Genomic DNA, 22,438 nt, shown 5'->3' with positions numbered 1-22,438 from the left:
TTAGGAAAAGAAGAACTTCCATTTCGTCTCGGGAGGGACGAAGGGGGAGGGCTTCTGGTCCTGTCCCCGGTCGGTCGCCTTTGGGAAGGTGAGGAGGAGATCCTGCCGGGCACGGGTGACGGCGACGTAGAAGAGGCGGCGTTCCTCCTCGATGTCGCCACTGTCGAGGGAGCGGGGATGGGGGATCTGGCACGAGCCGCTCCCGATGAGGCAGACGCCGTCCCACTCCAGCCCCTTCGAGGAATGGATCGTCGAGAGGACGACGGCGTCGTCGGGATGGAAATCGTTCGTCGAGCGGCTCAGGGCGAAGCCGTCGAGGAAGTCGACGAGAGAGGTGTTTGCCAGCGCCTCGCCTTCGGTCGAGGTGACGAGGGCGTGGAGCGTGCCGAGCCGCTCTTCGCCGTCCTTCGGGTAGTTGTGGAGGATGAGGGGCTTGATCCGGTCCTCGAGAATGCGGGCCTTGGAGGGGAGCTCCTTCACCGATTGGATCTCCTCGATCCAGAGGGGGAGTTCCTTCGCCGGTTCGGGCCAGTAGTCGGCGCCGAAGAGGCTGCCCTGATGCTCCGAGATGACCTTCGCCGCCGTCCCCTCGCCGATGCCGGGGAACTGCATCAGGGCGCGGAGGAGGGCGATCTTGTCCTGGAGGTTGTGGGAGACGCGGAGGAAGGAGATGAAGTCCTTCACCTCGGCGGCGTCGGCGATGGTCTGGCCGCCGTATTTCTTGTAGCGGATCCGGTTCGCGTTCAGGGCGACCTCGAGCTCGCTGAGCGCCTTCGAGGAGCGGGCCAGGACGGCGTTCTCGCACGGCTTCGCCCCCGCCTTGATCCGGGCCTGCATCCATTGGATGACGCCGTTGGCCTCGGCCCCGGTGCCGCCGTAGCAGTGGTAGTCGATCGCGGCCTCGAGGGTCCGGGCGCTCTGGAGGACGAGGGCGGAGGGGGTTCCGGCGACGACGGCGTTGGCGAGGTCGAGAATCCCCTGGCCGCTCCGGTAATTGCTTTCGAGGCGGTAGGTGACGGTGTCGCTCCGCTTCGTGGCGAACTGGCGGATGAGGGAGACGTCGGAGCCCCGGAAGCTGTAGATCGACTGGTTGGCGTCGCCGACGACGAGGAGGGTCTTCGGGTTCAGCGCGTCGAGGAGGGCCTGGTTCAGCTGGTTGTTGTCCTGCATCTCGTCGACGAGGACGTAGTGCCACCGTTCCCGCAGCTTTGCGGCGTAGGCGGGATCCTTCCGCATCCGCTCGAGCCAGAGGACGAGGAGATCGTCGTAGTCGACGACGTTCGCGGCCCGCTTCAGCTCCTCGTAGGTGCGGACGACCTTCGCCATCTTCTTCGCGTGCTTGCCGAAGTTCTCGTCGAGCGTCTCCGACATCGGGCGTCCCGTGTTCCGGGAGAAGGAGAGCATCTGCTGGAGGCGGTTCGGGACGAAGAGGGCGTGCTTCCCTTCGATGCCGCACTGCTTCAGCGCCGACTTCCAGATCGATTGGCACTCCGACTCGTCGAGGGTGGAGAAGGTGTTGTTGGAAAGGCCGAAGGCCTCCCCCTCGCTCCGCAGCAGGATGCTGGCGACGGCGTGGTAGGTGCCGACGGTGATCTTGTCCCCGGAGCCGAATTTCGGGACGTGGGAGATGAGGCTCTCGATCCGCTTGGCCATCTCGTTGGCCGCCTTGCGGGTGAAGGTGATCATCAGGATCTGGCTCCGCCGGGAACCGCCCTTGATCAGGTCGGCGACCCAATGGACGCTCGTCGCCGTCTTCCCGGTCCCGGCCCCGGCCAGCACGAGGATCCGCTCGCCGCGGGCGGCGACGACGGCTTGCTGGGAGGGGTTCAGTTTCACGGGAAGGGAGGAAGGGGCCTGAATGAAATGCGGCAAGGCCCGCCGGGACGGGGGCCTTGCCGCAGGATCGGTCCGAAAGATGGGGGGAGGACTAGGCGACCGCCTCGGCTTCGGCGTTGGCGTCCTTGGGGGCTCCGGCCTTCATCGCCTTGACGAAGTTGCCTCCCATTTCCCAGATCGGGCCGGGGAATTTCTTCATCCCGTCGAGGACGTCGTCGAGGGCGGTGACGAACCGGGTGATCTCCTTCTCCCCGACGACGAGGGCGGGGAGGATCTTGATCATGTCGGTGTTGTTCGCGGCGACCTGGGAGAGGATCCGGTGTTTGCTCAGCAGCGGGGTGACGATGAGCTGCGGGAAGAGGCTGCTGTCGAGGGCGTGGATCGCCTTCCATCCGGCGCGGACGGCGAGGATCTTCGGCGAGAAGCCGGAGGGCTCGGCGAACTCGACGGCGCACATGAGGCCCTTGACGCGGACGTCCTTGATGACCTCGTGCTTCGCCTTGAGGGCATTGAGCTGGCGCTCGAGGGCGAAGCCCTGCTGGGCGGCATTCTCGACGAGGCCCTCGTCCTCGAGGACGGTGAGGGCGGCGAGGCCGCAGGCGCAGGCGAGGTTGTTCCGGCCGAAGGTCGTCGAGTGGACGATGCAGCGGTCGAGGCGGGAATAGGTCTTCTGGTAGATCGAGCGCCGGGTGATGATCGCCCCGGCGGGGACGTAGCCGCCGCTCAGCGCCTTGGCGAGGGTGACGATGTCGGGCTCGAGGCCCCAATGCTCGAAGGCGAACCACTTGCCCGTCCGGCCGAGGCCGGTCTGGACTTCGTCGCAGATGAAGAGGGTGCCGTACTTCCGGCAGAGTTCCTGGGCGCGGCGGTAGGTGTCGTCCTTGTAGTAGAAGACGCCCTTGCCCTGGACGAGCTCGACCATGAGGGCGGCGACGTCGCCCTTCTTCAGCTCGTATTCGAGGACGCCGAGGTCGTCGAGGGTGATCGAGGAGACGCCGCCGACGAGCGGGCCGAAGCCTTCGTGGAAGTAGGGGTTCCCGGTGGCGGAGAGGGAGCCGTGCGTCAGGCCGTGGAAGGAGTTCTTCAGCGAGAGGATGCGGGGGCGGCCGGTCCCGGCCTTGGCGAACTTCATCGCTCCCTCGACGGCCTCGGTGCCGCTGTTGCAGAGGAAGACCGAGTCGAGGTGGGGCGCCCCCTGCTTGGCGAGCCGCTTCACGAGGGCCTCGGCGAGGAGGCCGCTCAGGAGGGCCGAGTCCATCTGGACCATGTTCGGGAGGTCGAGGTCGAGGATGTCCCGGATCGCCTTGTTCACCACGGGATGATTCCGGCCGACGTTGAAGGTGCCGAAGCCGGAAAGGAAGTCGAGGTAGTCGTTCCCCTCCTTGTCATAGAGGTAGGCCCCCGAGGCGCGGGTGTAGACTTTGTCGTACCCGATCATGCGCTGGACCTTCACCAGCGTCTTGTTGAGGTATTTGTCGTGGAGATCGTAATTTTCGCCGAGGCGGGCCGCGACGATTTCCTTCAGGTCGATGGGCATATGAATTGGAAATGGGGAACCCTCATTCAAGCAGGTTCCGCCCCGCTGTCGAGTCCCGCCGGGGGAGGGCTTTTTGCCTCCTTGCCCCTACTTTTTCTCGAGCGTGGCCGAGGAACCGAGGGCCGTCTCGAAACCGCCCCTGTTGAGCCAGCCTTTGGCCGCGGCGTCGTCCTTCAGGTAGGCGTCCCAGAAGGCGGTGCTTCCCTGGCAGACGAGGTCCTGGAAGAGGACGTCGTGCTCGCGCGGATTCGCGAGGCGGCCGGAGAAGACCATATGGTCCCCTCCCTGGAAGATGACGAGGTAGGTGCCGGGCCCCCGGGATTGGTCGTAGGGAATCCGCCGGTCCTTCACGGGCGAATGCTGGATGGCGATCTCGTCGAAGGTGCCGGTGAAGTGGAGGGCGGGGAGGGTGATCGAATCGAACCGGGTTCCGGGGACGTTCGGGACGCTCATGGCGACGACGGCCTTCACGCGGGGATCGGAGAGTCCGGAGAGGCGGGGGACGGCGAAGGTCGCCCCGGCGATGGCCATCGTGGTGTAGGCCCCGAAGGAGTGACCGGCGACGCCGATGCGGGCGAGGTCGAGGCGGTTTCGCCACGGGCCGTCGGTCTGGTTCAGGGCGGTGAGCCGGTCGAGGGCGAAGGAAATGTCCTTGGGGCGGTTGACGAAGTTGTCGACGTTCGAGATCGATTCCTGGAGCGCGGCGGCCGAGTGGATGACGGCGCTATCGGAGCCGAGGTGCTGGACGTGGACCGAGACGTACCCGTGGGCGGCCCAATACTTGCCGAGGTAGGAATAACCCTCCCGCGAGCCGCCGAGGCCGTGGGAGAAGACGATCACGGGGAAGGGGGGCGTCCCCGAGGCGGGAGAGTAGATGCGGACAGGGACGTCGCGGTTCCGGGCGTCGTCGTGCCAGGTCAGGTCGGTGACCGGGGCGATGCCGGAGGCGGGGGACTCGGCGAAGACCGAGGCGATGGCCCAGATGCCGAGGAGGAAAAAGGCGAGGATCCAGAGCGGGCGGGAGAGGGGAGGAAAACGTCGCACGTTCCAGCCTGACGCGGGAACGGCGACCGAGGTCACGAAAAAGAGCGAGGGAGGGCCCGGCTTAGGCCGGGGAGACCAGGCCCGCCTTGATCGCATACCGGGTGAGGCCGACGGCGTCCCGGATGTTCAGCTTGTTCATGATGTTCGCCCGGTGGTTTTCGACCGTGCGGGCGCTGACGTTGAGCTGGGAGGCGATTTCCTTCGAGCTGAGGCCCTGGGCGACGAGCTGGATGATCTCCCGTTCCCGCGTCGTGAGGTGGGGACGGTCGTGGGTCGGGTTCAGCAGGTGCTCGCGGAGGACCTCGGTGATCCGGGGGCCGAAGAAGCTCTTCCCCTCGGCGACCTCGCGGAGGGCCTCGCTGAAGATGTCGAGCGGGGCGCTCTTCTCGACGAAGCCGTGGGCGCCGCAGGCGAGCATTTCCTTGAGGAGGGCGGGATCGTCGTGGGCCGAGATGGCGAGGACGCGGAGGGCGGGCATCTTCGGCAGGATCTGGCGGAGCACCTCGGCGCCGGGGATCTTCGGGAGGATGACGTCGAGGACCAGCATGTCGGGCTGGAGTTCGAGGCTCTTCTGGATCGCCTCCTCGCCGTTGCTCGCCTCGCCGATCACGGTGAAGTGGTCGAGCGGCTTGAGGACCGCGACGATCAGCTGGCGCAGCATGGTCTGGTCGTCGACGACCAGGACCCGCGTCTTTTTTGAGTCCTTCGCGTCTTTAACGTCTTTGGAATCCTTTAAATCCTTGCCGCTGCTTCCTTGCTTGGTGGACATGTGTGAGGGGGGAGAACTAGGGAACTGTATTGATCTGTCGTCGCGAACTTACGAAAACGTGTGGAAACTACCTAAGATACCTAGGAAGATTTAATAGATGTTTTTAATCGTGAATGAGTTAAAATGCAATGACGTTTCACTGAGTCTAAGAAAAGAAAAAGATCCGATTTCCTCCTTCTCCGGCTCTTTTCCTTTTTTCCTGTTTTAATGTAACCATGGCAAGCCCGATTCCCGTTTCCCCGGATACCACGCTGCTGCCGGAAAAGGCATTGGAAGGGTTTTCCCATCTCCGCATCGAAATCCGTGAGGAAATCAGCCGGGTCCGGGAATCGTTCCGCACCCGGGTTATCGGGTTAAGCAGCCGGGTGTCGGCCGGGCTGCCGATGGCGATGCCGGTCGATTTCGCCTGGGGCCGCTCGATCATGCGGGCTGTGCTGGAGGAGGTGCTGGAGCACGGGGAGGGGTGCGGGCTGGAGATCGGCCTCGACGCCCAGAAGGCCTTCCCGGGCGACGGCGATACCTTCGAGCTTTCCCTCTGCCTGTTCGGCGACGCCGCGCGGCGCTCGGAGATCGAGGGGGTGCTGGCCTCCCGCTTCCGGGGGAAAAAGGGGCAGGGCAACCCGAACGGAAATCAGACGCTCGAGTTTCTCCGCGAGGAGGGGATGTGCGGCTGGCGGATTTCGTTCCCCTCCTCCCTGCCGACCGAGTCGTTGCCCGCCGAGCCCTATCATGGCACGGGCGACGAGGAGTTCGCGAAGGAATACCCCCACGACGTCCTCGTCGTCGACGACAGCGCAGTAGGCCGCCGCCTGACCGTGCAGATCCTGAAGAACCTCGGCTACGACCCGGCCCAGGCCCACAACGGCAAGGACGCCCTCCGGCAGGCGCGGGAGCGGAAGTTCTCCGTGATCTTCATGGACCTCCGGATGCCCGACATGGACGGCGTCGAGACGATGCGGGAGATCTTCGCCACGCGGCCGAAAGACACCCGCCCCGCCGTCGTCGCGCTCACGGCCGAGATTTCCGATGTGGAGCGGAACCATTGCATCGACGCGGGGATGTCCGATTTCCTCACGAAGCCGTGCCGCCCCGTCGAGCTGGCCCAGTCGATCCGCACCCTCTCGCAGCGCCCGCTCCGGGCGGTGCCGGGGGCGGCGCAGAAGCCGATGACGCCGTGGCGGGAAGCCCCGGTGGCCGACGAGACGACGTTGCGGACCCTCTGGGAGATGCCGGGCGGCCGCCTCTCGACGCTGCTGGAGGATCTCTTCGAGGCGCTGCAGCGGGAGATGTCCGATTCCCTCGACAAGGTCCGCGAGGCCTCCCGGACGGCGAACGAGATGACCCTCCGGCACGAGATCCATCAGCTGACGGGGAACTTCGACGTCATGGGCGCCCGCCTCCTCGCCCTCCTCTGCCGGGCGATCGGCGATTGCACCAAGGCCGGGCAGCACGACGAGGCGAAGGAGCTGATCGCCGCGATCCCCGTCCATTTCGAGGACTTCCGCGTCGCCGTCGAGGCCTTTATCGCGCAGGTCCGGAAGGAATCGTAGCGGGCTGGGGAGGCCGGACTTCGTCCGAGGGCGCGCCGGGGACGTGCCTCTCCCACCGGGCGAAGAGGATGTAGGCGCAGGGGATGACGAGCAGGGAGAACGCCGTCGAGACCGCGACCCCCCCGATGACGACGATGGCGAGCGGGATCCGCACCTCGGCCCCCGGCCCGAGGCCGAGCGCGGCGGGGAAGGCGGCGGCGATCGTCGCCGCCGAGGTCATCAGGATCGGACGGAGCCGGATCGGCGCCCCCGTGAGGACGGCCTCGTGGAGGGCCAGCCCGTATTCCTGGCGCTGCTTGTTGAAGAACTCGACGAGGAGGATCGAGTTCTTCTTGGCGATCCCCATCAGGAGGAGGATGCCGATGCCGCTGTAGATGTTGAAGGAATTGTGGCTGAGATAGAGGGAGAGGAACGCCCCGGTGAAGGTGAAGGGGAGGGCGAGGAAGACGGTGATCGGGTGGACGAAGCTGTTGAACTGGACGGCCAGGATCATGTAGGCGACGAGGAGGCCGAGGCAGAGCATCCCGGGCAGGGCGCCGAGCGATTCCTTCTGCGTCTGGGAGGCCCCCGTCGGATAGGCGCTGTAGCCGTCGGGGAGGATTTCCCGGCAGATCTTCAGGGCGTCGTTGATCGCCTTGTCCTGGGCGGTGCTCGGCGTGTTGTTTGCGTAGAGGGTGATGGCCCGCTGGCGGTTGTTCCGGGTGATGGTGAGGCTCGTCTTTTCCTCCTTGGCCGTCGTGACCTCGCTGAGGGGGATCAGTTCCCCGTTGTCGGTCCGGATCTGGAGGTTCTTCAGGTCGGACGGGGCCTTGAGCTGTTCGGGGAGGAACTTCAGCCGGATGTCGTAGCGGCGGTCGCCGTTGGTGAAGTAGCCCTGCCGGATGCTGGCCGCGGCGGCGTTCACGGTCTGGGAGATCGCCTGGACGCTCACGCCCCGCCGGGCCGCCGCCTCGCGGTCGGGGTAGATGCGGTATTCGCGGGCTCCCTCGATGTAGTCGGTATCCATGTCGGAGAACTCCTTCGTCGCCTCCATCCGCTTGATGATCTCCTCCGATTTGTCCCGCATGACCGTGTATTCCGGCCCCTGGATGCTGATTTCGATGTTCGTCCCCCGGCGGCTGCTGAAGGCCCCCTGCGCGACGTCGATGATCTGGATCCGCATCCCCTTCATCGTCTTGAACTTGTCGCGCCACCGCTCGACGATCGCCTGCTGCTTGTCCCGCTTCTTCCGGTCGACGAGTGTGATGAAGATCTGGGTGGTCGAGACGTCGTTGGCCCCGCCGATGTTCGACGAGGTGTGGAGGACCTCCGGCTGGGCGTTGAGGAAGTCCTCGAGCTGGGCGACGGAGCGGGCGGTGTATTCGAGCGAGGCGTCGGGCCGGCCCCGGACGCGCATCAGGACGGTGCCGGAGTCCTGCGGCGGGGACATCTCCTTCTTCAGCTGCGGGAAGATGAAGAGGGAGAGGGCGAAGAGGCCGAGGGAGATGAGGACGACCTTCCACGGATGCCGGAGGCACCATTCGAGGGTCTTCCGGTAATGCCCGGCGAGGCGGGAGAAGAGCGCGTCGACGCGCCGCGTGAAGGCGTTCTCCGCCTCCTTCTTCCGCATGAAGCGGGAGCACCGCATCGGGGTGAGGGTGATCGACTCCAGGAGGGAGAGGAGGACCGCGCAGGAGATCGTGATGCCGAGCTGGAAGAAGAAGGTGCCGATCGGCCCGCTCACGAAGAGGGCGGGGAGGAAGATGGCGACGACGGAGAGGCTGGCGGCGACGGCGGCGAAGGTGATCTCCCGCGCCCCGTCGAGGGAGGCCTGGCGGCGGGTCTTCCCCATGTCGTAGTGGCGGGAGATGTTCTCCAGCACCATGATGGCGTCGTCGACGACGATGCCGACGGCGAGGGAGAGGCCGAGGAGGGTGAAGAAATTGAGGGTGAAATGGAAGGCGTAGAGGCAGAGGAAGGTGCCGATGATCGACGTGGGGATCGAGATGAGGACGTTGAGGGTCGACGTCCACGAGCCGAGGAAGGCCCAGCAGACGAGGCCGGTGACGATGGCGGAGAGGACGAGGGTCATCTCGGTCTCGTGGATCGAGTCCCGGGTGAACTTCGTGGTGTCGAAGTTCACGACGATGCTCATCCCGGGAGGCAGGGTCGGGTTGATCTTGTCGACGAGGGCCTTGACCTGGTCGGCGACCTCGACTTCGTTGTAGCCGCGGAGTTTCTGGACCCCGAGGCCGAGGCTGATCTTGCCGTTGGAGCGGGAGAAGTTGCGGAGGTCGGCCAGGCCGTCCTCGATGTAGGCGACGTCCCGGAGGTGGATCTGGGAGTCGGTGATCTGGGCCCCGGCGCGGTTGCCGAGGAGGAGGTCGCCGATCTCCTTGGCCGAGTCGGCCTCGCCCATCATGCGGAGGTTCGATTCCTTCTTCGGGTCCTCCAGGTAGCCGGCGGCGGTCTCCTGGTAGTCGTTCTGGAGGGCGTTGCGGACGTCGACGACGGTCAGCTCGTATTTGCGGAGCTTCTCGTTGTCGATCCAGACGCGCATCGTCCGGCTCGACCACCCGCCGAGGATGATGTTTCCGACGCCGGGGACGACGGAGAATTTGTCGGTGAGGTGGAGGTCGGCGTACTCGATGAGGTCGTGGAAGGTGCCGTTCGAGGTGAGGCCGAGCCAGATGATCGGATTGGCATCCTGGTTCATCTTGTAGATCGTCGGCGGATCGACGTCGGTCGGCAGGGTGACGGAGCGGATCTTCGCGTTCACCTCCTGGAGGGCGGCATCGATGTTGCGGTCGAGGTTGAACTCGATCTTGATGCGGCCGGAGCCCTGGTAGCAGGTCGATTCGAGGCTTTTCACCCCCTGGACTTCCATGATCGCCTGCTCGAGGGGGTCGATGGCCCCGGTCTCGATGACCTGCGGGGAGGCCCCGGCCCACGAGACGCTGACGGTGACGATGGGGGCGGTGATGTCGGGCAGGAGGCTGACGCCGAGGCGGGAGAACCCGATGCTCCCGAAGACGACGCACGCGGCGAAGATCATCCAGGCGAAGACCGGACGGCGGATGGAGAGATCGGAGAGGGTCATGGCCAGACTCGAACCGGAGCTATTGCGAGAGCGATCGGATGTCTACTCGACGTCCTTGTCCTTCCCCTCCAGCGACGCCATGAGGCTGTAGGCGCAGGGGACGACGAAGAGGGTGAGGGAAGTCGAGACGATGACGCCGCCGATGACGGTGACGGCGAGCGGGATCCGGCTCTCGGCGCCCGGCCCGATGGCGAGGGCGGGGGGGAGGGCGGCGGCGAGGGTAGCCAGGGAGGTCATGAGGATCGGGCGGAGACGGACCGGCCCCGCCTCGAGGATCGCCTCGCGCAGGGGAAGGCCCTCGACGAAGCGTTTCCGGTTCGAGAACTCGACGAGGAGGATCGAGTTCTTCTTCACGATGCCCATGAGGAGGACGAGGCCGATCATGCTGTACATGTTCAGGGACTGGCCGGTGACGTAGAGGGCGATGAAGGCCCCGCTGAGGCTGAAGGGAAGGGCGAGGAGGACGGCGAGGGGGTGGATGAAGCTGTTGAACTGGGCCGCGAGGATCATGTAGGCGACGATGATGCCGAGCCACAAGGCGAAGGTGAGGCTGGAGAAGGTTTCCTGGAAGGTCTCGGCCCCGCCGCCGAAGAAGAGGCGGTAGTTTTTCCCGTCTTTGGGAAGCTTCGCGATCTCCTCCCAGGCGACGCGCTGGGCCGTCTGCATGGCGCGGGACTGGGAGGTCTTGTCGGTGACGTTCGCGTAGATCGTGACGGAACGTTCCCGCATCTCGCGGGTGAGGGTCTGGTAAGTGCGGACATCTTCGAGGCGGACGACCCGGGTGATCGGGATCAGCTCGTTGCCGGAGGTGCGGACCTGGAGCTTCAGGAGGTCGTCGGAGTTCGCCCGCTGGGTCCCCTCCAGCCGGAGGCGGACGTCGTAGCGGCGGTCGCCGTTGGTGAACTGGCCCTGGGCCACCCCGCCGATGGCGGCGGAGACGGTGTTCACGATGGTGGCGACGGTGACGCCGCTCTTGGCCGCCTCCTGGCGGTCCGGATAAAGGCGGATCTCGTTCATCCCGTTGCGGAGGTCGGTGTTGAAGTCGGCCATCTCGCCCGAGGCCTGCAGGCGGGCGATGATCGAGTTCGAGAGCGATTCGAGGACGGCGTAGTCGTCGCCCCGGATGTTCATCTCGATGGGGAAGCCCCGGCCGGAGGTGAAGCTGCGGGAGGCGAGGTCCTGCGGCACCGCCTTGAGGTCGGTGATAGTGCCGAGTTCCTGGCGGAGCTTGTTCATGACCTCGAACTGGCCGAGGGATCGGCTTCCCTTCGGGACGAGGGTGACGTAGATCGTCGCCACGTTGATCTGGTTCTCCGAGAGGTCGCCCTCGTTCGCCCCGCCGGTGAGGCTGAAGCCGCCCACGACGGCGAAGTAGTGGGCGATCTCGGCATGGGATTCGAGGATCTTCTCGGCCTCGGTGAGCTTCTGCGAGGTGTATTCGATCGAGGAGCCGATCGGGGTCTCGACGTGGATGAGGAAGGCCGACTGGTCCTGCGGGGGGGTGAATTCCTTCCGCAGGAGATAGGCCGGGATCAGCGAGAGGAGGAGGACGCCGACCGAGGCCGCGATGACGAGCCAGCGGCGGTCGAGGGCGAGGCCGAGGTATTTCCGGTAGGTCACGGCGGAGCGGTGGAAGAGGTCGTCGACGTAGCGGACCATCCGGCTGGTGCTCTTCCCGACGGTGAGGAAGCGGGAGCACCGCATCGGGGTGATCGTGATCGCCTCGATGAGGGAGAGGAGGACGGCGGCGGAGATGGTGACGCCGAACTGGAAGAAGAACTTCCCGATGATCCCCGACATGAAGGCGACGGGAAGGAAGATGGCGCTGACGGCGGCCGTGGCGGCGACGGCGGCAAAGGTGATCTCCCGCGCCCCGTCCCGCGAGGCGGTGACGCGGTCCTTCCCCTGCTCGGCATGGCGGACGATGTTCTCCAGCACCATGATCGAGTCGTCGACGATGATGCCGATGGCGAGGGAGAGGCCGAGGAGGGTGAAGAAGTTCAGCGTGAAGCCGAGGAAGTAGATGACGACGAAGGTCCCCATCACCGAGGTCGGGATCGAGAGGAGGACGTTGAGCGTCGAGGTCCACGAGCCGAGGAAGAGGTAGCAGACGAGGCCGGTGACGAGGCCCGAGAGGACGAGGGTGAAGAGGGTCTCGTGGATGGCGTCCCGGATGAAGTGGGTGGTGTCGAAGACCGGCTCGATGTGGATGTCCGAGGGGAGGCCGGGGGCGATCTCGACGAGGCGGGCCTTCACGGCGTCGCCGACGGCGACGGCGTTCGCCCCGCGCTGCTTCTTGATGGCGATGGCGAGGCTCTCCTTGCCCTTGGCGAGGCCCAGGTGGCGGATGTCGTCGAGGCCGTCCTCGACCCGGGCGACGTCCCGGATGCGGAGGTCGGAGTTGTAGATCGTCTCGCCGCCCCGGGCGCGGATGCGGATCGCGCCGACCTCGTCGGCGGTCATCCCTTCGCCCATCATCCGGATGTTCATCTGCCGCCGGTTGTTCTCGAGGTAGCCGGCGGCGGTCTCCAGGTGCTCGTTCGTCAGCGCGGTCTGGACGTCGAGGATGGTGAGCTCGTAGGCCTTCAGCTTCTCGTTGTCGACCCAGAGGCGGAGGTTGCGGGCGTCGTAGCCGCCGAGGACGACCTGGCCGACGCCGGGAAGGGTCTTGAACTTGTCGGCCAGCGTCTCCTCGATGTAGGCGGTGAGGGCGTGGAGGCTCCGGTCGGGGCCGCCCGAGACGGCGAGGATCACGATCGGCTCGTCCTCGGGATTGGTCTTGTCGATCGTCGCCTGCTGCGCGCCGATGGGGAGGCGGACCGAGCTGATCTTCGACTGGACCTCGGTCAGCGCCGAGTCGATGTTCCGGCTCAGGTCGAATTCGAGGGTGATCGAGGCCTGCCCCAGCTGGATGTTCGACGACATGGTCCGGATCCCCTCGGTCGAGATGAGGGTCGACTCGAGCGGGTCGACGATGGCGGTCTCCATGACCGTCGGCGCGGCGCCGGTCCAGGCGACGTTGACGGTGAGGACGGGGAAGTCGACGTCAGGCTGTTCGCTGATGCCGAGGCGGCTGAGGCCGATGGCCCCGAACACGATGAGCCCCGCCATGAGCATCCAGGCAAAGACGGGGCGGCGGATGGAGAGATCGGATAAAGTCATTCAGGAGGACAATAGCTAAGAGAGGAAAGGAATTTGGCAGTCTGACGCCCAAATCCAATCGAAAGTTCCTGAAAAGTGATTTCGGGGCGATCCCCGGGAGGGTTACTCTGGGAGAATCCGGATTTCCTCGACCTCGACGAGCCGGGGAGTCTTCCCTCCCCGGGCGAATGCGGCCCGTCCGCGAACTTCGATCCGCTTTTTGGCGGCCTCCTCGCACCGGGTATCGAGGGCGGGAGGATAGGCGCAGCGGACGACTCGCTTTGCATCGGAAAAGCCTTCGACCTCTCGAAGCTCGAAGCGACGGAGCTCGTAATCGATCTGGAGGAGGCGGCCGGTGAAGAGGGTGGGGGAGGAGGGGACCTCGCCCTGGAGCGGACGGCTGAGGAGCTCCCCGGCCTTCTGCCATGCGGCGCGGTCGATGAGGACGGGCGCGGGCGACGAGGCCGACTCGAAGAGCCGCCCGCGCAGTTCGATCGCCTCGATTCCTTTGTCGCGATGGGGGAAGAGCTTCCGCAGGGCGCCGAGGGCCGCGTCGCGGACCAGGGGATCGGCGATCCCTTGAGCCAGGGTGAGATTGGCGTCGGCCTCCCCCTGGGCGGTGAGGCTGCGGGCGGCGAAGCCGAGATGGCCGAAGGTCTCGGTCCAGACCTCGCCCGCCTCGCCCTCCGGGGAGGTGAAGCCGACGCAGAGGCCGGGGAGACAGCAGCCGACCTGGAGATCGAGCTCATCCTGGCTCTCTTCGCTCTCGTCCTCGGTTGCGGCCCGGGACGGAAACTCGCCCGGATCGGCCTGGGCGACCGACCGGGCGAGGCCGCCGATCTGGGTGCGGAGAGTGCCAAAGAGGCGGGACATCTGTCCCAGCCCGGCCCGTTCCCGGACCGTCGCCAAGCCCCGGTAGCCGAGGAAGAAGTCGGCCCCCTCGGCGGCGAGGGCGTAGGGAAGTTGATTGAGATAGAGATCGTCGAGGAGGGCGTAATGGCCCCGGAAGAGCCCGACGGCCGCCTCGGGAGAGAGGGCCGCGCCGTTGTCCCCGCCCTGGGCGGCGTAATTCTGGAGCGCCCCGATCTCCGAGTGGATCGAGCGGGCCTTGCGAAGGAGGGTCTCCGACCAGCGGTCGGCATCGGGAATCCCGCTCACAGGAGGACCCTCAGGTACCCCTTGCGGGAGTGGGGCGGGAGGCTCCGCTCCTGCGCGAAGCCGTAGTCGGGGATCTGGAAGGCGTGGTGGAAGTTCTCTCCCAGGGGGCGATGGGGGGCGAAGAGGATCAGGTTCACGCCGTAGCGGGACTTGAAGTCGATGACGAGGAGGTCGGAGGGGTAGCGGCGCGACTCGGGGAGCTCGATCCCGACGTCGATCGTCTCGGGCCAGGTCTCGGCGCTGATGAAGCGGCCGTCGAGGTAGACGTGGCGGAACGACGTGGCGACCCGGAGGTATTCGGCAAAACGGACGAAACCGGACCAAAGCTCCTGCCGCACCGCGCCTTCGCAAAAAAGGCCCTCCACCTCCTCGACGTGACACTCGTGGCATCCTTCGGGAAGGAGTCCTTGGTCAAGCGAGGGGAGCGGCATAGGGAACAAACGTTAGCAAAGCGGATCGAAACAAAAGGAAGAAAATAAACAAAAAGGCCGACTTGGTCGGATGCCCAAGACGGCCTTCTTGAAATCGGGGAAAAATCGGAGCGAAAGTTACCCGTGTGATTTATTCTACCGATTGGCGGGTTTTTGGGTCCGTTCCTGACGGAGGCGGACTTCCTCGACGATGAGCGGGGTCATCGGCTCGCCGGAGTCGATCATTTCGAGAATGCCCTCAACACATTGACGAACAATCACATCAGCATCACGCTGAAGGTAGGAGGCGAGGGCGTCGACCCGCTTTTGAAGGTCGCGGGGGAGGTTCTTCTTTTCGTCGAGCGATTTGCGGAGCAGTCCGACAATCGCCTTGGAACGATCTTGATAGGAGCCCTGTTCGACCAGCGTGCGGATGCCGTCATCGACATCTCCGGGACACCAGAATCCTGCTTTTTCTTTCTTCATCAGTTAAGGAACTAAAGGTTCACGTGGGAGGTTTTAAAAGTCAAATAATATGAATCCACATGGATTGTATTGGATCGACTCTTTGTTTAACTAATAGTCTAGTTTCTCATAAAAGCAATTTTTTCCTCGAAAGAGGGAAGCATACCGATACAGTCGCCCTTCCCTCTCCTTTGCCGGCGTGGCGAAATGGCAGACGCGACAGACTCAAAATCTGTTTTACGCAAGTAAGTGTCGGTTCGAGTCCGACCGCCGGCACCATTTTCGGGGGATTTTTCCCTGTTCCCCCGAGCCTTCCTTCCCGTTTCCGGCCCTGCTTCCCCCCCTTTTTTAATCCGTCAGACGGCGATTCCGTTTCCGTTCCGTGCGGCTTCGGATCCCTTTTTCGGGAGCCGGAGGGTGAAGGTCGAGCCGCCTCCGGGGGTGCTCACGAAGGTGAGGGTGCCCCCCATTTTTTCGGTCATCCGCTTCGCGATGGAGAGGCCGAGCCCGGTCGACGATTCGCCGCTGGTCGGCCGGGCGGAGAGGCGGGTGTATTTCTGGAAGAGCCGCGCCTGGTCTTCCCGGCTGATGCCGGGGCCGGAATCGCAGACTTCGGTCAGGCACCACTCGTCTTCCTCCCGGACGCGGATGCGGATCGGCGACGCCTCCTTCGGGGAGTACTTCACGGCGTTGGAGATGAGGTTGTCGAGGATGTGATGGGCGGCCTGCGGGTCGGTGTGGACGCGGGCGGGCAGGAGGGGGATTTCCCGGATCAGTTCGAGGTTCTTTCTCCGTGCGCTCAGGGCGTGGCAATCGACGGCGCGGTTCGCGATCTCGCGGAGGTCGGCCTCCTCCAGGCGGAAGTCGGCATGGCCCGACTCGATCGAGTGGGTGTTCAGCAGGTTGGTGATGAGGTTCATCATCTGCTTCGAGGAAACGAGGATCTGGCCGCACCATTCCCGGGCGATCTCGGGGTGGGTCTCGATCTCTTCCAGGATGATCTCGGTGTAGCCGGTGATGGTGGTGAGGGGACTCTTCAGGTCGTGGGTGACGATGCTGAGGAATTCGTCCTTTTCCCTGTTGAGGCGGATGAGCTGGCTGTGGGCGGCATGGAGGGCGGCGAGAGCCTGCTGCATCTCGGCGACGGCCTTCCGGCGGCGCATCTCGAAGAGGATGCCGACGAGGGAGAAGAGAAGGATCCCGCTGAGGTAGAGGGAACCGCTGGCCCTTTCGATCCAGGCGAGCTGGAGGGGCGGGAGCTGGGGATGGAGGAGGGCGAAGAGGCCGAAGAGGAGGAGGCCGAGGCCGCAGCAGGCGCTCCAGAGATCGGCGACCCAGTCGGGGCAGAGGAGGAGGAGATAGAGGGGGATGCTGGCGAGGCAGGGGACGAGGGCGGTGCTGTGGGTGCCGCCGTTCAGCGAGACGGCAAAGAGGCAGGCGGCGGTAAGCTGCCCGGAGAGAAGCTGGGAGGGACGTTCCCTCGAACCCCCGAGGCGGAGCATGAAGGGGAGGGAGAGGGCGACGCTGAGGGAGACGGCGAGATGGAGGAGGCTGTTGGCGTTGAGGCTTTGGAGGGTGTGGGTCGGGGAGGGGAGATCGGAGGGATGCGGGAGGTCGAGCAGGGTGAGGCCGAGGATCAGGGTGAGGACGATGAGGGCCCAAAGGCGGGCCGCCCATTTTCCGAGGAGCAGGGAGGCGAAGGCCGGAGTGGTGACGAGCCAGGCGATCGAGGCGCTGTGGATGCCGCCCATGTGGAGGGCGGTGAGGACGGAGACGGCGACCTGGAGGCCGCACAGGAAGTGGACGGGGACGCGCAGGTTGCCGCTCCACCATTGGAGGCTCAGGGTGCCGATCGAGGCGAAGAGGACGAAGACGATGCTTTGGACGGCCTGGACGGGGTACCCGTAATGAAGGGAGAAGAAGACGAAGGGAAGGGCGAAGAGCGTGTTGCTGAAGCTGAAGACGACGAGGGTTCGGGCCTGGATGTACAGTTCGGGGTTCTGCCGCAGGCGGGGAGGGATGAGGCGGTCGAGAAAAGAGGTCACGGAACGAGTGGAAAACAGTTGACCTTATTGGTTATACGGAAAAGCACTTTTCGATCCACTTTAAGCGCGTTGGCGCACAATTTTTCGATTGGCTACACGCTTTTACCGATTGGAAAGGGGACGGCGGAAAAACGCCCTAGGGCAGGCGATGGACCTGCTCGCACGCCTGCTCGTAGACGAGGCCCGCGTGTTGGGAGGAGGTGGCGCAGAGGGAGAGGTCGTTGACCAAGCCGTTGCGGAGGCTGTAGACCCAGCCGTGGACGGAGAGGTCGGCCCGCCGCTCCCAGGCTTCCTGGACGATGGTGGTCTGGCAGACGTTGCGGACCTGCTCGATGACGTTGAGCTCGCAGAGGCGGTCCTGCTGCCAGTCGAGGTCGTCCCGTTTTTGGAGGAAGGAGGCGTGCTTTTCCTCGACGTCGTGGACGTGGCGCAGCCAGTTGTCGCTCAGGCCGAGGCGGGTCTTCTGGAGGGCGAAGCGGATGCCGCCGCAGCCGTAGTGGCCGACGACGATGATGTGCTTCACCTTCAGGATTTCGACGGCGAACTGGATGACGGAGAGGCAGTTCAGGTCGGTATGGACGACGATGTTCGCCACGTTGCGGTGGACGAAGATTTCCCCGGGCAGCAGGCCGACGATCTCGTTTGCCGGGACGCGGCTGTCGGCGCAGCCGATCCAGAGGTACTCGGGATTCTGTTGCTTGGAGAGCTTCGTGAAGAACTCGGGGTCTCCACTCCGGATGCGGTCGGACCAGTCGCGGTTATTCTGGAGGAGGTTGGAGAGGGGGCCCATGGGAATGGCCAGTTTTATATGCGCTTATTCCTGCTTGTCAACGGAGGGATGCGCTCCGGCCCCCTCGGTGGCGTGGAGCCAGAGGCCGACGGCGGTGAGGGCGGCGGCGGCGAGGAAGTGGGAGGTGACGGGGTCGTGAAGGAAGAGGAAGGCGCCGAGGGCGCCGAAGAAAGGGGCGACGCTGAACCAGGCGGCCATCCGGGCGGCCCCGAGGATCTGCATGGAAAGGATCATCTGGGCGAGGCAGAGGCCGAAGCTGATGTTCCCGAGGAGGAGGGCGAGCAGGGTGATCGGCAGGGGCGGGAGCCGATGCCCGAGCGGGAGGAGAACGGCCAGGAGGAGTCCCCCGGAGAGAAAGCCCTTCCAGGCGGCGAGGCGGACGGCCCCGCAATGGGCGATCTTCCGGGTGCAGTTGTTGTCGATCCCCCAGCCGAGGGTCGAGAGGGCGACGGCGAGGCATCCGAGCGAGAGGTGGAAGCCCGAGGTTCCGTGCCCTCCCTGGAAGGAAAGGGCGGCGGCCCCGGCGACGACGAAGACGATGCCGAGGAGGACCCGCCCGTTCCAGGCCTCGCGGAAGAAGATCCAGGCGAGGAGGGCGGTGAAGGCGCTTTCGAGGCTCAGGAGGAGGGAGCTTTCCGAGGCCGTGCTGTGGGCGAGGCCCCACATGAGGCAGGCCGGGGCGGCGATCCCGCCGCAGAGGCTGCCGAAGAAGAACCAGAGCCATTCCCGGCCCCGCAGGGAAGGAGAAGGGGGCGCGGCAGGGGTGGAGGGAGGGGAGCGGCGGAGAATAAGGAAAAGTCCGAGGCCGAGGCCCGCTCCGAGGTAGAGAAGGCCGGCGAGGACGAGGGGATCGCTGTCGGGCCGGTCGAGGAGGGGCTTCGAGAGGGGCGCGCCGCAGCCGAAGAGGAAGGCGGCGAAGAGGGCGTGAAAGACCCCGATGCGGTAGCGGGCAGGTGAGGACATGGGGAGAGGACGGAAAGGGATCAAACGAAAAGGCGGCCGGATCGAGATCCGGCCGCCTTGGAAGGAGTCGTCCCCCGAGCTTAGATCGTGGCGCAGGCGACGCGATAGGCGTTGCGCCAGGCCCGGATGCAGAGGCGGAGGTTCTTGGCGGCGGCTTCCTCCTCGCGGCGGAGGGTGGCAAGGAGGCCTTCGCTCTCGTGGGCGACGGCGGTCTTCGCGGCGGCCTTCAGGGCGTTGTTGCGGGCCTCGCGATGGGTTTCCCAGGCCTCGGCGGCGTGGGCGAGGTGCTGGCGGGCGGTCTCGAGGAGCTGGGCGGCGGCACCGGAGAGGGTGATCTCCTGCTTGCCGAGGCGGGCTTCGAGGGCGCGCTCCTTCTGGGCGATCTGGGCGAGGAGGATCTTTTCCTTCGGCACGCGGCGGAGGTCCCAGGTCAGGCCGACCTTGTTGAGGAGCCAGATCGACCACTTGGTCGGGTCCCACTGCCACTTGCGGATGCCGTTGCGGTAGTCGTGCTGGAACTCGTGGTGATAGTTATGGTAGCCCTCGCCGAAGGTGAGGATCGCCATGATCCAGCTGTCCCGGGCGCTGGTGCGGCTGGAATAGGGCTGCTTCCCGAGGACGTGGCAGAGGGAGTTGATGAAGAAGGTGACGTGGTGGACGCAGACGATGCGGAGGAAGCCGACGATGAAGAGGCAGCCGAGGAAGCCGTCCCACCGGCTGACGAACCAGCCGACGGTGCAGGGGATGACGAAGGTGACGACGGCGGCGATGAGCTGGACGTAGCGGTGCTGCCACATGACGAGCTTGTCCTTGCGGAGGTCGGCGACGTTGTCGAGGGGGCGCTCCGGGGTGTACCGGAGGAAGAGCCAGCCCATGTGGGCGAAGAAGAAGCCGCGGGAGATCGAGTAGGGGTCCTCGTCCTCGTGGTCGGTATGCTTGTGGTGGCGGCGGTGCTCGGAGGACCAGAGGAGGGCCGAGTTCTCGAAGGAGGCGGCCCCGAAGATGAGGACGAGGAGGCGGACGGGCCAGGAAGCCTTGAAGGCGGTGTGGGAGAAGAGACGGTGGTAGCCGAAGGTGATGCTCATGCAGCAGGCCGAGAACATGAACAGGAAGGCGAGGAAGAGGGGGGTGCTCCACCCGTAGGTGTAGAGGTAGTAGGGGGTGCCGATGGCGGCACTGAGGAAGGTGATGCTGAGGAAAAGGGTCGTGGTCCAGTTGACGACGTGGGGTTTTTTAAGTCCGAACATAGTAGGATGAAGGAAGAAGGCTAAGTTTGTCCGTTGGAAAGACAAGGTTTATGATGAGACGACACTTTAGCTCATTCAGGGTCTCTTGTCATCTGGGCTTATTTACTCATTTATCGTAACCACGATGAGGGCGATCGAGTTATGACACGCACCGAGGAGCGCCCTGAACGGGTGGGATTGTGGTACGATTTACCAGGGTAAATATAAGTGGGGGCCAACGGCCATCCCTTACCTGGGGGGGACACGAACTATTCTAGAAGGTCCCGAAGCGTCGCCAGCAGGGTTTCCGCGGTGTAAGGTTTGGAGAGGAAGTGTTCCACTCCCGCTCCGGCGGCCTTCGCCGTGTTGCCGTTGGCATTCAGGCCGCTAGCGGCGATGATCTTGACGGCGGGATTGATCTTCATCATCGCGTGGATGAGGGCAGGTCCGTCCATCACGGGCATCATCATGTCGGTGAGGACGACCGCGATTTGTTTGGAATGCTGGGCATAGAGCGCGATCGCGGCGGCTCCGTCCTCCGCCGTCAAAACATGGTATCCGAAGGCGGTCAGCGTCTCCGCCGTGATTTCGCGGATCGAGGCTTCGTCGTCGACGACGAGGATGGTCTCCCCCTCGCCGCGCGGCAACTCGACCTCGGCAATGGCGTTGGCTGCCTCGACGGAGACCGCTTCCGCGGGCAGGTAGACTTTGAACGTGGTTCCCTTTCCCGGCTCGCTGTAGACATTGAGGAATCCCCGATGGCCCTTGACGATGGCCATGACGGTCGAGAGGCCGAGGCCGGTTCCCTTCCCGATCTCCTTCGTGGTGAAGAAAGGGTCGAAGATCTTGTCGATGATCTCCTGCGGGATGCCGGTGCCCGTGTCACTCACGCCGATGACGACATAGGGTCCGGGCTTGGCCAGGGGGTGGAGCGCCAGGTATTGGGAGTCCAGATGGTGATTCTCCACCGCGATCGACAAAACCCCTCCGTTGGGCATCGCATCGCGGGCATTCACGGAGAAATTCAGCAGCACCTGGTGCAGCTGGGTGGGGTCGCCCACGATCAGCCAGACATCGGCGGGGACGAACAGCCGGAGCTTCACGTTCTTCGGGAAGGTGTCTTTGACGATGTACTCGATATCCCGCAGGATATGCCCGATCTGCACTTTGATCTGGCGGCCCTCGACGCCCCGGGCAAAGGAGAGGACCTGCCGCACCATCTCCGCACCCCGCCGCGCGCTGGCGCCGATCGTCTCGAGCATTTGCAGCGCCTTGGGGTTGTCGACCGTCATCTTCAGGACTCCGATCGACATCATGATCGGAGAGAGGACGTTGTTGAGGTCGTGCGCGATCCCGCCCGCCAAGGTGCCGATGCTTTCCATCCGCTGCGCGCGCATGAACTGATCTTCGATCTTCTTCCGCTCGGTGACATCGGTATTGATCGCCAACACCGACTTGGGATTCCCCTCCTTGTCCCGCAATAGGGACCAGCTCGCCTCGATCGTCAGGCATTTGCCTTCCTTCGTGTACTGCGTCATTTCACCGGACCACTCGCCCCGCCCGATAACAAGGGCCGTGGCGTCCTCGAACGCGGCGGAATCCCTGTAGAGCAGCTCGGTGATTTTTTTCCCCATCGCCTCCTGCCGGGACCATCCATACATCCGTTCCGCCCCGTGATTCCAGAAAAGAACCTCTCCCTCCAGACTGCGGACCAAAATGGCGTCCCGGGCCTTGTCGATCAGGGCGGCCTGGTCGGCGATCTGCTCCCCCGCCCGCTTGAGATCTTCGATTGCGCGGTTTTGCTCCGTTACGTCGCGCAGGATTTTGGAGGCTCCGATGACCTTTCCCTGGTCGCTTATGATCGGGGAGATCGTCGCCGAAACCTGAAAGCGTTCGCCGTTCTTCCGGAGGCGGAGGGTCTCGAAGTGGGGGATCCGCTCTCCTTTCGCCAGCCGGGCGATGATCTCCTTTTCCTCCTCGATGCATTCCAGCGGAAAGAGAATTCCCACATGGCGGCCGACGATCTCCGCTGCCTTGTAACCGAACATCCGTTCGGCGCCCGGGTTCCAATCGGTGATGATTCCATCGAGCGTCTTGCCGATGATCGCGTCGTCCGTTGATTCAATGATGGCCTTAAGCCGGCTTTGGCTCTCCAGCCACGCGTCCGAAGAGGATGAGGAAGGTGGGAGTTTCATTGTAACTTATGCGGCAGTGTGCCCCCATCCTCCCCCTGATGATGAGCGGACGCCCCCCCCTACTGATGACGAATGGTCACATTTTTTCTCCTTTTCTGTCCATGAATTCATCTACTCATGACTCATGACATAAAAAGGCCGCCTCCGTTTCCTCAGTAGTAAGTAGTTTCAGGCGGTGACACTGGGGTAAAAACTGGCTACATTTGAATCAGAGACTCTTTCCCCACCCG

At 64.5% G+C, this 22,438-nt stretch carries 15 protein-coding genes and 1 tRNA gene; 2 read left to right on the top strand and 14 right to left on the bottom strand.

What is annotated here, in order from left to right:
- The 4 genes from BLU04_RS12815 to BLU04_RS12800 form a co-directional block, all read right to left on the bottom strand.
- Window positions 1-1,836, bottom strand: a complete 1,836-nt coding sequence (locus BLU04_RS12815) for an ATP-dependent helicase (protein ID WP_157895343.1) — start codon at window positions 1,834-1,836, stop codon at window positions 1-3.
- Between the two features lie 91 nt (window positions 1,837-1,927).
- On the bottom strand, window positions 1,928-3,373 hold the full coding sequence (locus tag BLU04_RS12810) for an aspartate aminotransferase family protein (RefSeq protein WP_093286766.1): 1,446 nt from the start codon (window positions 3,371-3,373) through the stop codon (window positions 1,928-1,930).
- An 87-nt stretch (window positions 3,374-3,460) separates the two neighbouring features.
- Window positions 3,461-4,453 carry an acetylhydrolase gene (locus BLU04_RS12805; protein ID WP_157895342.1) on the bottom strand — a complete coding sequence of 331 codons (993 nt, stop codon included), beginning with the start codon at window positions 4,451-4,453 and terminating at the stop codon, window positions 3,461-3,463.
- A gap of 25 nt (window positions 4,454-4,478) precedes the next feature.
- The gene (locus BLU04_RS12800; protein WP_093286761.1) at window positions 4,479-5,186 is read right to left on the bottom strand and encodes a response regulator transcription factor; all 708 of its coding nucleotides are present in this window, start codon (window positions 5,184-5,186) and stop codon (window positions 4,479-4,481) included.
- A 215-nt stretch (window positions 5,187-5,401) separates the two neighbouring features.
- Here BLU04_RS12800 and BLU04_RS12795 point away from each other — a divergent pair, with 215 nt between their 5' ends.
- The gene (locus BLU04_RS12795; RefSeq protein WP_093286758.1) at window positions 5,402-6,736 is read left to right on the top strand and encodes a response regulator; all 1,335 of its coding nucleotides are present in this window, start codon (window positions 5,402-5,404) and stop codon (window positions 6,734-6,736) included.
- On the opposite strand, the gene BLU04_RS12790 is transcribed toward BLU04_RS12795, so the two are convergent.
- The 5 genes from BLU04_RS12790 to BLU04_RS16610 all read right to left on the bottom strand — a co-directional run bounded on the left by BLU04_RS12790 (window position 6,708) and on the right by BLU04_RS16610 (window position 15,010).
- Complete coding sequence (locus BLU04_RS12790) at window positions 6,708-9,815, bottom strand: efflux RND transporter permease subunit (protein ID WP_093286756.1); 3,108 nt, start codon at window positions 9,813-9,815, stop codon at window positions 6,708-6,710. The two genes, BLU04_RS12795 and BLU04_RS12790, sit on opposite strands and share 29 nt — an antisense overlap.
- Before the next feature lie 42 nt (window positions 9,816-9,857).
- Complete coding sequence (locus BLU04_RS12785) at window positions 9,858-12,977, bottom strand: efflux RND transporter permease subunit (protein WP_093286753.1); 3,120 nt, start codon at window positions 12,975-12,977, stop codon at window positions 9,858-9,860.
- A 102-nt stretch (window positions 12,978-13,079) separates the two neighbouring features.
- Window positions 13,080-14,114, bottom strand: coding sequence for a hypothetical protein (locus tag BLU04_RS12780; protein ID WP_093286751.1), 1,035 nt, complete (start codon window positions 14,112-14,114; stop codon window positions 13,080-13,082).
- Window positions 14,111-14,545, bottom strand: coding sequence for a hypothetical protein (locus BLU04_RS12775; protein ID WP_157895341.1), 435 nt, complete (start codon window positions 14,543-14,545; stop codon window positions 14,111-14,113). The genes BLU04_RS12780 and BLU04_RS12775 overlap by 4 nt, the downstream gene beginning before the upstream one ends.
- Window positions 14,546-14,680: 135 nt before the next feature.
- Window positions 14,681-15,010 (bottom strand): hypothetical protein, encoded by a 330-nt coding sequence (locus tag BLU04_RS16610; RefSeq protein ID WP_157895340.1) that lies wholly within the window; start codon window positions 15,008-15,010, stop codon window positions 14,681-14,683.
- A 172-nt stretch (window positions 15,011-15,182) separates the two neighbouring features.
- Between BLU04_RS16610 and BLU04_RS12765 the strand changes: the two genes are divergently transcribed.
- Window positions 15,183-15,268, top strand: a tRNA-Leu gene (locus BLU04_RS12765).
- A gap of 77 nt (window positions 15,269-15,345) precedes the next feature.
- On the opposite strand, the gene BLU04_RS12760 is transcribed toward BLU04_RS12765, so the two are convergent.
- From BLU04_RS12760 to BLU04_RS12740, 5 genes are all read right to left on the bottom strand, one after another.
- Window positions 15,346-17,034: a HAMP domain-containing sensor histidine kinase gene (locus tag BLU04_RS12760; RefSeq protein WP_093286743.1), complete on the bottom strand. Its 1,689-nt coding sequence runs from the start codon at window positions 17,032-17,034 to the stop codon at window positions 15,346-15,348.
- A gap of 136 nt (window positions 17,035-17,170) precedes the next feature.
- Window positions 17,171-17,824, bottom strand: a complete 654-nt coding sequence (can, locus tag BLU04_RS12755) for a carbonate dehydratase (RefSeq protein WP_093286741.1) — start codon at window positions 17,822-17,824, stop codon at window positions 17,171-17,173.
- Window positions 17,825-17,848: 24 nt separating this feature from the next.
- Window positions 17,849-18,787: a DMT family transporter gene (locus BLU04_RS12750; RefSeq protein ID WP_093286738.1), complete on the bottom strand. Its 939-nt coding sequence runs from the start codon at window positions 18,785-18,787 to the stop codon at window positions 17,849-17,851.
- An 80-nt stretch (window positions 18,788-18,867) separates the two neighbouring features.
- Entirely contained in the window at window positions 18,868-20,034 is a 1,167-nt protein-coding gene (locus BLU04_RS12745) for a fatty acid desaturase (protein ID WP_093286736.1), read from the bottom strand.
- A gap of 248 nt (window positions 20,035-20,282) precedes the next feature.
- On the bottom strand, window positions 20,283-22,208 hold the full coding sequence (locus BLU04_RS12740; protein WP_093286733.1) for a PAS domain-containing sensor histidine kinase: 1,926 nt from the start codon (window positions 22,206-22,208) through the stop codon (window positions 20,283-20,285).
- Window positions 22,209-22,438: the final 230 nt, after the last annotated feature.

The sequence above is a fragment of the Verrucomicrobium sp. GAS474 genome (assembly GCF_900105685.1).
Taxonomy (GTDB): domain Bacteria; phylum Verrucomicrobiota; class Verrucomicrobiia; order Methylacidiphilales; family GAS474; genus GAS474.
This window is presented reverse-complemented; position numbering and strand designations above follow the sequence as displayed.

What these genes read in the sequence shown, in the direction of transcription:
- BLU04_RS12810 (WP_093286766.1), bottom strand. Translation starts at nt 3,373, where the DNA reads ATGCCCATCGACCTGAAGGAAATCGTCGCGGCCCGCCTCGGCGAAAAT.
- BLU04_RS12800 (WP_093286761.1), bottom strand. Translation starts at nt 5,186, where the DNA reads ATGTCCACCAAGCAAGGAAGCAGCGGCAAGGATTTAAAGGATTCCAAA.
- BLU04_RS12795 (WP_093286758.1), top strand. Translation starts at nt 5,402, where the DNA reads ATGGCAAGCCCGATTCCCGTTTCCCCGGATACCACGCTGCTGCCGGAA.
- BLU04_RS12790 (WP_093286756.1), bottom strand. Translation starts at nt 9,815, where the DNA reads ATGACCCTCTCCGATCTCTCCATCCGCCGTCCGGTCTTCGCCTGGATG.
- BLU04_RS12785 (WP_093286753.1), bottom strand. Translation starts at nt 12,977, where the DNA reads ATGACTTTATCCGATCTCTCCATCCGCCGCCCCGTCTTTGCCTGGATG.
- BLU04_RS12775 (WP_157895341.1), bottom strand. Translation starts at nt 14,545, where the DNA reads ATGCCGCTCCCCTCGCTTGACCAAGGACTCCTTCCCGAAGGATGCCAC.
- BLU04_RS16610 (WP_157895340.1), bottom strand. Translation starts at nt 15,010, where the DNA reads ATGAAGAAAGAAAAAGCAGGATTCTGGTGTCCCGGAGATGTCGATGAC.
- can (WP_093286741.1), bottom strand. Translation starts at nt 17,824, where the DNA reads ATGGGCCCCCTCTCCAACCTCCTCCAGAATAACCGCGACTGGTCCGAC.
- BLU04_RS12750 (WP_093286738.1), bottom strand. Translation starts at nt 18,787, where the DNA reads ATGTCCTCACCTGCCCGCTACCGCATCGGGGTCTTTCACGCCCTCTTC.
- BLU04_RS12745 (WP_093286736.1), bottom strand. Translation starts at nt 20,034, where the DNA reads ATGTTCGGACTTAAAAAACCCCACGTCGTCAACTGGACCACGACCCTT.
- BLU04_RS12740 (WP_093286733.1), bottom strand. Translation starts at nt 22,208, where the DNA reads ATGAAACTCCCACCTTCCTCATCCTCTTCGGACGCGTGGCTGGAGAGC.